This is a genomic window from Pseudomonas sp. N-137, from assembly GCF_034555295.1.
GTDB lineage: Bacteria > Pseudomonadota > Gammaproteobacteria > Pseudomonadales > Pseudomonadaceae > Aquipseudomonas > Aquipseudomonas rhizophila.
The window spans coordinates 19,891-32,063 of record NZ_JAXUDQ010000011.1 but is presented as its reverse complement, the minus strand read 5'-3'; the positions used below and the strand labels follow the sequence as shown (position 1 = coordinate 32,063).

Sequence of the window (12,173 nt, the reverse complement as noted above, 5' to 3'; positions counted from 1 at the left end):
AGCTTGTTTACTGACCTATTGAAGTCCTCAACAACATCAACGGCGACCTGGTGACACTGTACCGCGTCGTGCAGAACCGCCTCGAAGAGTTCGTGCGCCAGTTCAAATGGGCGCTCAGCTCACGCCAGGTATTCGAGTGGCAGAAGATGACCCGCCCCGAAACCCTCATCGACATCCAGCGCACCGCCCGATTCTTCTACCTGCAGCACCATGCCTTCGCCGGGAAAGTCACCGGGCAGACCTTCGGTACCGCCACCACCGGTCCGGCCATCAATCTGCTGCGGATCGAGGAGAACCTCTCGGCCGCCTGGCAGCGTCTGTCTGGCACCTATGTCGAAAACCTGCCGTGGCTCGAATGCGCCGAACGCTACGATCGTGCCCACACCTTCCACTACATGGACCCGCCTTACTGGCAGACCGCCGGCTACGGCGTGGACTTTCCGTTCGAGAACTACGAGCGAATGGCAGGCTTCATGCGCCGCTGCAAAGGTAAGGTAATGGTCAGCATCAACGATCACCCGGATATCCGGCGGGTGTTCGAGGGCTTTCACTTTGAGACGCTGGACATCCGTTATTACAACACCAACCAGAGGCAGGGGAAGGCCGAGGTGAGCGGTGAGCTAGTGATAATGAATTGGGAACTGGAGGCGTTAAGGGGATTGTTTTAAATTTCATTTGGGGCTGTCTCTGTTAGTAGAAAGAGGTAGCCTTTACCGATTTGAATGGAATTAAACATAAGGTGAAATAGGATGGTGATTGAAGGGTTGTGGGCTATGATTTCTACTTTACTTGCATAGTTGCTCATAGCATTTTTAGTGGTTGAGTAAATTAGCAGAAAAATGCGGACTTGTTGAGAATGGCGAAAAAAGCTTAATAATCACTGCGTTGTGGATGGCGGGTTAGCCTGGTTATTTAAGTCTTCGCGTTGCCGATAATTTTATTTGCAGACGTTCAGACTTGATCTGGCAGTTGCTGGATTCCCGGTTGCGACTATCAGATCAAGTCGAAACTTCTATAGCCTATAGACCTTTAAATCTAATGCTTTCGTGGTGACCGTTCTCCTGAGCCCATGTCTGAACAGCTGTCAAAAGTCGAGGCATATACCCCGCAGCGGTAATTTCACCATCGAACGGTTCTTCCTGCTCTGATGATATCAGCTCATTGAGCAGACGCTGGACGCGATCCGCCAGTGCATCATCTTTGGAGACGCTGAGGTACGTGTTGAGAGGTTTATCTTTCGACTCCTCTTCCTCACCAAGGAATCGCTCAAAGTCAGGTACACTGATGCGATGGCGCGCAGCAATCCCTGCTATGCGCGCAGCCAAAATTGCATTACGAATTTTATTATTCTCAGTCCACATCCCATTATTATGGCCGTTCTTCGTGTAGGGCGGATCACAATCATGCACTAGGCCGAAGTCGATTTTGAAATGGGTCATCACCTTAATCAACGGTGTGAGAATTGCCTTGCCACGAGCGCGAATGATTGTGACCTGGTCTATGAGATTATGTTGGCGCTCAAGAATCGAAGCCATGAATGCTGCATGCTCTGTATCACCTTCCACCAGCACCGGATAGGATCCGAAGAACACCTCGGAAAAACTTGGATCAATGTGCTGTAGGGCCTGAAGTCGCTCCTTGTCATCGCCTCCAAATTCAATCAGGTCTGATCGATACGTCTTTGGTTCAATGGGGGCTTGTTGTTCCTCTTGAGCACGTTCCAATCTTACAATCGTGGTGTGGTCTTCGAAAGGGTTGATGAAGTATGGTGAATGGGTAGTCATGATTATTTGCCAGTCAGGACTCTCAGCTAATCTGTACAAGTGGCGTTGAGCCGCACGCGCTGCCATAGGGTGCAATGCGTTTTCGGGCTCGTCGATCAATAGCAAATAACCAGGGAATGCTGGATCGTCTGGACTATCCGGAATTGGGGCGCCCCCATCGTGGGCTTCAAGTTGAGCTTTAGTTTGGTTCAATGTATCAGTAAGGGTCGGCTTTTCTGCCTCTTTCGCTTTAGGGAGCTTTTTCTCCGTATCCAAAATCGCTTTTTCCAATCGCTTGCGAAAGTCTGCTCGAACCTCTTTGTCCCGTGATAGTTCGTTGTGAACCTGAAGCATTGCCCAGAACAATGCTCGTCGGGCTCCTGTTCCCTGCTGCGCAAGATCCGTTTCTGCCGTACCGTCCTGGACTCGTAGCCGAGAGCCGCCCTTTACCAAATCAGCAACTTTTGGAACCAACGGCGCCGCTCCGATCTGCAGTTTGACATCCAAGCGTGGAAATACGCCTTTGAAACCTGCAGATACTCTCGTTGCGATCTGATTGAAGTGCTCCTCGTGAGCATTGCTAATCGTGTCCATATGATGCGATACGCTGCTAATCGCTTTGGCTAAGTCGGATTCAGGATTCATTCGCTCCGTTTCGAGGCCAGCCAAGAGAGGTGATAGTGCAAGCGCGAGAAGCATATCTTCCGTTTTTTCTGCATCATCGAGAGAGCCGATCCGCAATGGTCGAGGAAGCCGCGAACTGAAAACCGGATCTGCACCTCCGGCTTTTCCATCTTCTGCCCACCCCCCCAGACCACCTTCCCCCCCAGTTGGGTCCCAGGTCGTTCGGACCTTCTGGTAGTTTGGTCCTGACCACTGCCATCGACTTCTGACGATCAGTAGACCGTCCTTTTCGGTTTTCCATTTTTCGTCGACATTGCCAATCCCGGCCGGAATGTGAACTTCTAGCTGCACTTCCGACGGCTCGTCGGCGGGGGCGTACTGGCAGCGATCTCGATTGATGTCAAAAGTAACTGACCCCTTCGCAAGCTCATAGGCTCTTAAGATGGTTGATTTACCCGCATTATTCTTACCAACTAAGCACACGATGTTATCGAGCTCGATATCAACTCCTTCATTACCGATGCAACCGATGTTGCGTGCGGAGATGCGTATGAGCTTGGACCTGTTAGCGTCTATCATCATCACTCCCTGAATTTTTGCTGCTAGGTGCGCCTACGCGAGGCGAGTCGCCGTAAAGATAGACGACTATTTGCTCCCTCGCTCCTCTACCCGCAAAGCGAGCTTCATCAGGGCCGCGTCAAGTGCGAGCTACTTTTCGATTGTCATCGTGTAATTTTTTTTTGCAAATATCTAATGCCGTGCTAGACATATATTGATGGTAATGCCTTTCCATTGGGCACTAAAAATCCTTAACAAAATTGGTGTTTAGCCAGCAGCCAAAGGAGGTTGGTATGACAGAGATAGCAGAGCGACTTTCGACGTACTTGGATCGCATCGAGCGCTTGGAAGGCCAGTTCAGTAAAGAGTCTATAATTATATCGACGGAGCTCAAGTCTAAGGAATTTCTAATTGATGGCGATGATGAGCGAATAGTAAAAGAGCCGATCCTCTGGCGGCTCTATCAGCACAATATGTTCTATGTTATGACGGTGCCTGCTGGTACTGTCATAAAAAAACATAAGCATGATGAAGATCTATTTAGGTTTGTAGCGCAGGGTAGTTTGGTTTTTAATAAGAAGACTAATATTGTAGCTGGTACATGGTTTGTTGTTAAGGCAAATACGCCTTATGAGATCACAACTAAAGAAGGTTACGTTTCAATTGCCGGGTATACATCGAACTGCCGAACTAATCGAGGTGTTGATGGTACTCATTTGGTAAGGAAGGTTAAGAGTGCGTCAGGGGCTAAGAAAGCATCAGTAAAAAAATCCTCTAAATAATATTAATTAAAGTATTCGCAGGTACAGTTTAGCCCCCAGACGAATTTGTCGACTCGCTCATAAAGCAGAGACTGTTGTGCGAGGCTGACTATACTGCCCTGATCAAATGATCGGCAAAGGAGGCCGGTATGGGAGATTGTGACGAGAGGTTAATGCATCAGGCTCTGCAGGCTGTGCGCCGATACAACAAAGCGATAGGAGTGGAGCCAGCCGCGGAGATCGAACGCTTGCGTCTCGAAGCGGAAGCGTTCATGACCTGGTCGGAGTATCTGCTTCGGGCGCTGGGCGGGCGGTACGGACGCTTCATTGAGGTGGTGAATAAACGTGGTAGAGCTCATTGCAGTAGCAGCGGTAACTGGTTCTCGAAACTTCCCCATTCGTGCGGCTACATACGGCACACGCTGAAGGCGCAAATTTATTACCGCTAAGACGTGTCAGAGTGTTAGCCATACTCTTTCCCATTACTACCCGGCTATGTCATGTGGATCCGGGGTGTTCCTTGATACTTTCGTGCGACTTAGTGCTTTTCAGGAAACGCATTCCAGCAGCTCTCACTTCAAAGCGAATTGGACATACAGGAATCTTCAATGACTTCAAGCAATAGAATTTCTCATCACGCAGTCGTTCACTCCGATAAGGACTCCAGGAGTAAGAATGACTTCGACGTAGCCATTCCACTCCCCATCCCACTGGTTCGAGAGGATGACTTAAGAGTTCCCGACCGCCCCGTGGATTCAGGAGGAAATGCAGAAAAGACAGTACTTGTTCAGGCATCCGAGCCAGCCCCAGGGAGCATAGAGAAGGTGGCGGGAACAGTTAGGCCTCCTAAAAAGTACCAGTTTCCCTATCACTCGGTAGGCAAGCTATTAATGACGGCGCCAAATGGCAAGGAATACGTCGCCTCGGGATTCATGATCACGAACGATCTGATACTCACCGCAGCGCACTGCGTGCATACCGGGCCCGGTGGGGGCGGATACTTCAAAAACATCCGTTTCCGGCCCGGACACCCTTGGGCGGCAGTGGAAGTCTCTGCCAGGACCGTAGCGGTATTCGAGAAATGGACGGTCAATGGCAAACACGCCTACGACTACGCGTTCTTCAAAACTGACTATCCGATTCTGCTGGGCGGTACGCTCGGTATAACAATCACTGAAAGGGGCGTACCTTCTGGTCCGCGAAATGCGGAGGGGTACCCTGCTGAGCCGCCGTTCGACGGTGTGTCGGTGACAGAAGCTGTCAGCGAGACCTTCTGGGGGGGAAACCCGACAAAAGAAGGCTGGTATTCGATGAGGGATAACGACATGACTGGCGGCTCAAGTGGCGGGCCGTGGATCAACCCCGAGACTGTCGGCCAAGTGGAGGGCTTGAACAGCTTCAAGTTTGAAGATAGGCCTAATCAGATGAATTCACCATTTTTTGGCCCAGAATTAAGGGACTTGTACAACTCGATAGTAAATAGTTGATTCTCTCTCGACCAGTGTCGGCGATGTCGGCTCCTGGTCGATTCTGTTGAAGAAGTCGCTCTCGACCGTTTTGGGATGTTTGTAGGGAGTATTTGCCTCCCCCCCCCCTTACCCAAGATGAGATAGTCGCGTATATGTGATTCTAGTGAACACAGGAACGGGAGGGGTTGAGCGACTTGGAACGAGTAAATAAAACTGCCCCTATTTTTCCAAGTCATCAAACACATAATGTTCAACTTGGATTAGGCTGAGTATTGTATAAGTGCGTCGTTGGGGTAAATAAGCGACAAAATATGGAAAATTGCTGAGCTGACTGTTTCTACGTAATCATTTGCCTGTTGTTGGTCTATATGTAGCTCATCTGGTCGATGCACTAGGCGGTTCCTGATTTCTTGCCCCGTTTGTAGTTTTTTTGTGTATGGGGAGCTCTCCCCGAGATAAATTTTGCAAAGTGATCCATATAACTTTGAAAGTGGAGGGGAGGGAACCTCTAGCAGGAAGGAGGCTAATTCCGGTCGGTGGCGACTTAGTACTTCCTTAATGGCCAGCTCAGCAGCTATAGTTGCATCGATCCACTTGTGGTGTGGCGCTGATTCATGTTTTGCTCTGTGCAAGTGTCGCATTGCTAGCAGGGGGGCTGCATTCGATTCAAAGGAGCTCTGAATATGGTCGCGCCATACGCTGTTTATGGATCTATAAGAAAATGATTCGAAAGTAGTCTGGATTTTATCTCCGCGAATCGTATCTAGGGTTTTAAGGTTGTCGAAGTTGGTGCCCCATTTTTTGTGTTTGATGCTTCCTAGCGCCTCTGGGATACCAAAGTGATTTAGATGATATTTTATAACTGATAAAAGTTTTTTTATGGTTTTTCTCATTTCATTGAATGGTATGTCTAGGGCGTCTAGGGCTTTAACGCTTAACCTAATGCTTGACTGAGACGTACTTGTTAATTCGTCGAATATAGATGCTTCAATCATAAAATTAGCTACCCTTGCTTCGGCTGATTGCTCATCGAATGATAGTGTTATTTCAATAAGATTGCCCGTGCTCATGGGGTAGGTGAATTCAAAAATTCCGGAGTATTTGAAATTTTCAATAATATTAAGATTGTATTTGGAGCTTAGTGCGATAGGGGTGTCGATATTTAGCATTGTTGTTGCTCCTGCATGTGAAAGGCTCTAAATAAGCATGTTGGTCTTGTTTTTGTCTGTGTGGAAGTTAGTAAAATCTTTCTGAATTGTTCGGGGGAAAGGGGGCGGATTTATTTTTTGTACGTGACAGCATGGGGGAATAAATCTGTTCCCATTTTCCCTGTAAGTGTCCCGTCCTGAATAAGGTTTACACCTGTTTCAGGACTAGACAGGTCAACTGAGTTCACTCATCAGCAGAGGCGGTTGCCGAAGCTGAAGCACACGGGAAAATATAGCCTGCCGCGCCGATTGCTTGCTTCACCATCATCTCGCGAGGCACCTGCAGTTGCCACCGTAAGGCTGCAAGAAGCGGAACGTATTCCGCCCGAACCTTCTGCCAGATCGCTTCCTCGATCGACTCAACCCCCGGAAGTGGAGCGCTCATCTTTCGGATGAACTGCTCTGGTTTCGTTGAAATCGAGAGCACTGCCTCTCCCACGCCGTGCTGTTGCAACGCCATAGGGTTGGCCACTAGCTCATCAAAGCCCTTGTCAGGGCTCCAGAAATTTGGCGTGGTTTGGGGGATGAGTGGCAATATCCGATCTCGTATGAAGTGAAAGGCGTCATCCATTCCTAGGGCGGCAGTCCATATGAGAAGTACTGGAATAAGGGTCGACGTCGCCAGGAATTCTTCGCTCATTTCCTCGTAACCGTGGCGAATGAGCAGTGCCTCTTCAAAAGGAGCCGAGAGAGGCCAGAACTTGGGTTTATTAGCCACATGACCAAGGCGCAACACCATATGGCGAACCCATATCTTGGCATCGGCCTTTCGATTTGCTAGGGCAAGCAGCAGTAGGCCGACATGAATATCAGTCGCGTGGTAGTCGTAAGACGGGGACTGCGAGCAGCTGTGGCTACTGAGCAAGGCTATAAGACGGTTTGTGTAAAGTCCCGCCATCTGTGCGGCAAGCTCATTCTTGCTCTCGACTGCTTGAGCTGCCCAGATATACCCCTGCAGCCCGATTCTCCCGATTTCTTGGAACACCGCGTCTGTGACAAGCAAGTTGTCCGGTAATGCATGAGCGAAAGCATTTTGCGTCACGTAGTACGGCTGGATCCGTTGGTGATACGCCTCTGCAATGGTAGTGAGCTGAATCAACAGGTCTGCGAACTCCTGGATGACGGTGCGATCGCCCTTTGAAACTTCGTCATGCAGGTTTGCCCAAACCGACAGCACTGCAAACTCTGCCAATCGGTAAGGTGCAAGAAGGTTGTTCTCGTTGTGCGCCCAAACCTGCAGCACGCTCAGAGCAGTTCGTACACCTCGTAACCCTGTCAAAAGTCGCTTCATTCTTGCAGCTTTGGATCTGGCAGGCTCTTTGGCTCCCTTTACCATTGAATCGAACAAAGTGTGACCGACCGAGATGCAAAGTTCAGGTGAGTTGACATTCGCAAGCATCCGCCGGAGGAGAGCACGATTGCTCGCCGGGAGCACATACTCATCTAATAGATAATGCTCGGTCCATGCAGCCAACGTGGAACCGTTAACGGTCATAGCCTCAACACCCTTTTGCCGTGACCAGTCTTCTAGGAATCCCGCGATAGTCTGGATCAGGCTGGCGTTGAAGTCGCCATTGGTGATGATCAGCAGTTTTTTTGGCAGATTGAAATGCTGGGGGGCGACATGGCTACGTAGATAGGTGTCGCCAACATCGTCAATTGACTGCCGAATGGCCTGAGGACCGGAGTTCCAGTCGGACCTGTTGATGTCTCCGCATTTGACTAGCCACAGGAAGAGTTTTTTCTTTCCATCTTCGTCCTGGCCAACTGATGAAATGTCCACGCCGTACTGCCGAGTGCCCTTTTGAGCTCTATAGACCACTTCGTGGCCCATAGCCGACATCAGGAGCGGAAGGAATACATCCAGCTCTCCCTCCTCGCGCATTAGGCCGAGGAAGTCTTCGAGTAGGAGTCGCAGGCTGGGAGTCATCGTGCACCTCTAAGTGTCGTCGCTCTTCGAAGCATGCCACCCACAGGGTCCGCCAATTCAGAGGAGGGTAGTTCGATTGAATGGCTTGACTCAGTCATCTCTGCCATCAGAGGTGCGCCAAAGTTGTTGTGGGAAGCGAACCGTCTTCCTTGGGCGACATGCGCACTGGTAACGAGGGAGGCGAATATAGATTGCTCTGCAACGCCTCGCATGATGTCGCGATTCATCCGTTGCTTCATCGAGCGCAGCGCAAGTAATTGGGTATCTGTTGGACACAGTTCGTTGAGCGGAGGTAGACGAGCCAGTACTCGACGCCAGCGCAGCGCGTTGGCGTAGACACTCCGATAGGCATGGGCGAAAGGCTCCTTGCGTGATGCAGGTCTTGTTCGTTTCTCCAGAAACTCGACCGTGGCACCTGGGTACTCGTCGAACGCCTCGTTGAGCATTTGTACTGCGATATCAAACCCCGCAGGTTGGAGAGCGGGAGTCTCAGCAAGAACTGCAATAAATGAGCACAGCACCTGTCCATGGTGGGTCAGTGCAAGCAGTCGACGCGCGGCGACTAGTTGTCGCTCAGGCATGGTCAGATTGAAAGTTGCAACATCCAAACCGACTAGAGCCTGTTCACGAGAGCAGAGTGATATGAGGCTAGCGACTGCTGAGAACGTAACGTCAGGGCTCAGAAGCCATACTGTAAGAATTTGGTGAAAGTCATTCGGTGCGTCACAAACGCCCACAAAGATACTCGGAAAAATTTCGACAGCGTTGGCATCAGAATTGCCAAGCTCCGTGACACACGGAAGCACATACTGGCGCAGTGCTGGGCGATATAGGAGTTGTGCTACACCATTATCCACCTGTGCGCGCGTTTGCTCGTGGGTAAGTGCTGCGTGCAGGAGTTTCCTTACTAGATTATCGAGCGGGAGGCCAGAAGCTCCAACCCTTGGCGTTGACACCTGGTGCATCCAGTTCGCAACAGCAAGAGTTGCCTCTATCTCGCCTCTTTCTATGCTCTGCTCGAGAATATCCATTGCAGATGGCGACAGGTCCGCAAGATTGGTCAAAGATGTCCAAGCGGTTGACCCGAGCGTCGGGGTTGCGTTCCAAAGCAGCTTGGCCAGATTGGCCTCTTTAGGCACTAGCAGCGCATGAACCGCTGAATTGTGCATAGGCAAGAATTGTATGAGGGCTGCCAATGGGGGGCTATCCCCCGGATCACCTGTTGCCAGGCTCAAGGCGAAATTAGCAGCGGTCTCAGGGGCTTCAGTGGAGAACGCCCCAGCCCAGACTCGAAGTGCACCATATCCTGGTAACTCGGTAGTACGGAGTTGCTCCCCCACTTGTCGGCCGAGTTGGGGGAAGGCGGCGATGTGCGGACGCAACTGTTCGGAGACAGAGTACCAATAAGACGGTTGCAGGCGCTCAGCGAACTGTAGCAAACGAAGAGTATCGGGCGCGTTTAGCTCTGGAATCTGGCCCACTGCTGGCAATAGTCGATTAACCGCAGCCCCCAATCTGTCAGTAGGCCAGGCCAACAATTGAGCAAGCAGGTCTATGTCTCGCCCGTGAGCTCCGCCCAAGACGACCCAAAGGGCTTGCGTTTCGGCTTGGTTGCGGATTGACCCGACCAACTCCTCGTACTGCTGCCACTGGCTTTCGCGGAGCGACTTTATGATGGATCTGGTGAGTGCATCAGCCATTCAATCCCTCCAATTGCCACATAGGCCAACCATCTGGGATTGCCAATTAGCTGCAATCGGCAGGAAATAGCCATAGTGCACGGCTAGGACTCCATTCAAGAAAATGAAAGCATAGCAGGGACAGTGTCCGCGACAGGCAGCTGCAGGCAATTGCTTAGAGATTGCTATAAAGCAAAGAAGTCGCAGCGGATTAGCCAGTCCGGCTGGGACGTTGGAGGACTGCTAGACCCAATCCATCATTGGGCGCGATTCACCGCCGAAGATGGGTAACAGAGCAGTGAAGTCGCGAGTCACTCCAGAGCCAACTCTGCGTTTCGATCCCCACCAATGGGGCACTACGGAAATTTAATCTTTTTCGATTTTCAGAAAAGGATTATCTGGTGGTATCGATTCAAAAAGTAACTTCGGTTCCTCGATCAGATAACCCTTCAATATGGTTTTCTTCCTAGGACCTCGTACTTGGCATGCCCAGATATTCAGACCGTCGTCCCGTTTCCTATGGACCTTCAGTTTCTCAAATTGCTTCTGCACATATCGCCATTCTTCACCTGTGTGCTCGGCGCCCCGTGAGATACCAGGAAACTCTTGAACGTAGCGTTGGAAGAGACTAGGCGTGACCAGAAATACACTGCCACCCACCGTGTGGATTTTGGCCTTGCTGTCATTGATGACCAGCTTGTGGCTCAGGATGCCTTCCTTGACCCAATTCAAGAATGCCTGGCCAAGGTTGTCCGAAGGGGGGCTTGATATTTCGAGGGCGCTTTCTGACGGTGCATCAGTGGCCTCGGGGTCTGCCAATTCGAACATGTCCAGTAACGTTCCGAGGTAGTCGGCATCTTCCGTGGCCAAGAGATTTGGCTGCGATGGGCTTTGAGTTGGTTTTTTATTCACCACCGTGGGCGGTGTTGATACCGGAGCGTCAGTCGGGTGGTCATCGACTGCAACGCTCACCGTTCCGCTGAAAGCCTCAGGCCGGTCTTCGCTCCCCCAAATCAACGCCGGTTGAAGGCGCAGAAAAGTGAAGCTCTGCTGCCAGTTCCCTTGCGCAACGAGCGCCGTCCAGATGGCTTTACCTTCCGGGGTAGACTCGACCAGTCCATGCGATTGGAGTTCGTCGAACACCGCAATGTTGGATGAGGGAATGCCCTCAATCGCTTGTGACAGCAGATAGGCTCGCAGCTTGTCGGTGACCGTCTTGCTGACCAGCCACAGTGCGTCTTGAGTCAGCCAACCCGCGGCGCCAGGCTGGTTGAGTTTCAGCTCGTGTTGAACCAGTTGACGCAGTCCGCTGATCAAGTGATGTTGCAGCGAATGAATCGGCGCTTGCAGCGCCTTGCTCGGGTTGCCGCCGATGTTCTGCGCGGTGGAGACGCGATCGGCCTGAATGACCAACTCGCCGAGCACGCCGGCACGTTCGTACTGACCCGCCAGGACATACAGCAGGCTAGCCCAGAGTTGAGGGAATCCACTGAGCCAGTCCAAGATAGGTTGGTCGAGAATCTGGGTGTAGAGCAAGCCGGCGGCGGCGCCATGCAAATGGTAGTCGCGACCTTTGAGGTAGCGAAAGCGGTAGGGTTGATCCAGTGGACCGTGCCAAGGATGCCAAAGACGGCCATCCTGGCGTTCGATCAGCAGGTCCACGGCGATCTTGCCGACGTCATGCAGCAGGGCACCGTAGGCAATACCGGCCGACCAGGCGTCGGTTTGAGCAGCTTGGTCTTCGGGCGCGGCACCGGTGGGTAGCAGATACGACTGGCGCAGTTTCAGACTGCAAGTGACCAGTTCCAGTCCATGGTCGAGCATGCCGCCGAGATACGCATGGTGGTGCGTCTCGCTGGCCGGGAGTTGCTGGACCTGTTCGGCGTAGCGATGGATCGGATTTAGATAGAGTTGGATGAACTGCGCGTGGGAGAGGGCGGTGTACTGCCAGATGCGATCGAGTAACTGGCGGCGGTGCTCCGCTGCTAGCAAGCTGTGGGCTGACTCGATAGGCAGGTAACCTTCGGCGACGCTCACGGTCGGTGGCGAAGGAGGCTTTTGCCTTTTGTGGCGAAACAAACTGAGCATCGTGACCTCCGGGATGTGGCTGGGTCAGTGGTCTTTTAGCCTTTTCGGATAGGGCTCTTACCCTTGAGTCCCCATTCCCTTCCAACCCTTACC

Annotated in this window: 8 protein-coding genes and 1 pseudogene; 4 read left to right on the top strand and 5 right to left on the bottom strand. The window is 51.6% G+C overall.

Going from position 1 to position 12,173, the window contains the following annotated elements; genetic code table 11:
- Positions 1 to 14: 14 nt before the first annotated feature.
- Positions 15 to 668: pseudogene (locus tag T3A99_RS12435) on the top strand (DNA adenine methylase); the annotation flags it as partial.
- 351 nt (positions 669 to 1,019) lie between these two features.
- Here T3A99_RS12435 and T3A99_RS12430 read toward each other — a convergent pair.
- Positions 1,020 to 2,966 carry an ATP-dependent nuclease gene (locus T3A99_RS12430; protein ID WP_322834356.1) on the bottom strand — a complete coding sequence of 649 codons (1,947 nt, stop codon included), beginning with the start codon at positions 2,964 to 2,966 and terminating at the stop codon, positions 1,020 to 1,022.
- Between the two features lie 272 nt (positions 2,967 to 3,238).
- Between T3A99_RS12430 and T3A99_RS12425 the strand changes: the two genes are divergently transcribed.
- The 3 genes from T3A99_RS12425 (at position 3,239) to T3A99_RS12415 (ending at position 5,193) form a co-directional block, all read left to right on the top strand.
- A complete protein-coding gene (locus T3A99_RS12425; RefSeq protein ID WP_322834355.1) occupies positions 3,239 to 3,727 on the top strand; it encodes a hypothetical protein in 489 nt (162 codons plus the stop codon).
- 152 nt (positions 3,728 to 3,879) lie between these two features.
- Positions 3,880 to 4,155 (top strand): hypothetical protein, encoded by a 276-nt coding sequence (locus T3A99_RS12420; protein WP_322834354.1) that lies wholly within the window; start codon positions 3,880 to 3,882, stop codon positions 4,153 to 4,155.
- A gap of 159 nt (positions 4,156 to 4,314) precedes the next feature.
- The gene (locus tag T3A99_RS12415; RefSeq protein ID WP_322834353.1) at positions 4,315 to 5,193 is read left to right on the top strand and encodes a serine protease; all 879 of its coding nucleotides are present in this window, start codon (positions 4,315 to 4,317) and stop codon (positions 5,191 to 5,193) included.
- 242 nt (positions 5,194 to 5,435) lie between these two features.
- Here T3A99_RS12415 and T3A99_RS12410 read toward each other — a convergent pair whose 3' ends face one another.
- The 4 genes from T3A99_RS12410 to mobH all read right to left on the bottom strand — a co-directional run bounded on the left by T3A99_RS12410 (position 5,436) and on the right by mobH (position 12,080).
- Entirely contained in the window at positions 5,436 to 6,344 is a 909-nt protein-coding gene (locus T3A99_RS12410) for a hypothetical protein (RefSeq protein WP_322834352.1), read from the bottom strand.
- 223 nt (positions 6,345 to 6,567) lie between these two features.
- Positions 6,568 to 8,313, bottom strand: a complete 1,746-nt coding sequence (locus T3A99_RS12405) for a hypothetical protein (RefSeq protein WP_322834351.1) — start codon at positions 8,311 to 8,313, stop codon at positions 6,568 to 6,570.
- A complete protein-coding gene (locus T3A99_RS12400; RefSeq protein WP_322834350.1) occupies positions 8,310 to 10,013 on the bottom strand; it encodes a hypothetical protein in 1,704 nt (567 codons plus the stop codon). Before T3A99_RS12400 ends, T3A99_RS12405 begins: the two co-directional genes overlap by 4 nt.
- A gap of 345 nt (positions 10,014 to 10,358) precedes the next feature.
- Positions 10,359 to 12,080, bottom strand: a complete 1,722-nt coding sequence (gene mobH / locus T3A99_RS12395; RefSeq protein WP_322834349.1) for a MobH family relaxase — start codon at positions 12,078 to 12,080, stop codon at positions 10,359 to 10,361.
- Between the last annotated feature and the right edge of the window lie 93 nt (positions 12,081 to 12,173).

What these genes read in the sequence shown, in the direction of transcription:
- T3A99_RS12430 (WP_322834356.1), bottom strand. Translation starts at nt 2,966, where the DNA reads ATGATAGACGCTAACAGGTCCAAGCTCATACGCATCTCCGCACGCAAC.
- T3A99_RS12425 (WP_322834355.1), top strand. Translation starts at nt 3,239, where the DNA reads ATGACAGAGATAGCAGAGCGACTTTCGACGTACTTGGATCGCATCGAG.
- T3A99_RS12420 (WP_322834354.1), top strand. Translation starts at nt 3,880, where the DNA reads ATGCATCAGGCTCTGCAGGCTGTGCGCCGATACAACAAAGCGATAGGA.
- T3A99_RS12415 (WP_322834353.1), top strand. Translation starts at nt 4,315, where the DNA reads ATGACTTCAAGCAATAGAATTTCTCATCACGCAGTCGTTCACTCCGAT.
- T3A99_RS12410 (WP_322834352.1), bottom strand. Translation starts at nt 6,344, where the DNA reads ATGCTAAATATCGACACCCCTATCGCACTAAGCTCCAAATACAATCTT.
- T3A99_RS12405 (WP_322834351.1), bottom strand. Translation starts at nt 8,313, where the DNA reads ATGACTCCCAGCCTGCGACTCCTACTCGAAGACTTCCTCGGCCTAATG.
- T3A99_RS12400 (WP_322834350.1), bottom strand. Translation starts at nt 10,013, where the DNA reads ATGGCTGATGCACTCACCAGATCCATCATAAAGTCGCTCCGCGAAAGC.
- mobH (WP_322834349.1), bottom strand. Translation starts at nt 12,080, where the DNA reads ATGCTCAGTTTGTTTCGCCACAAAAGGCAAAAGCCTCCTTCGCCACCG.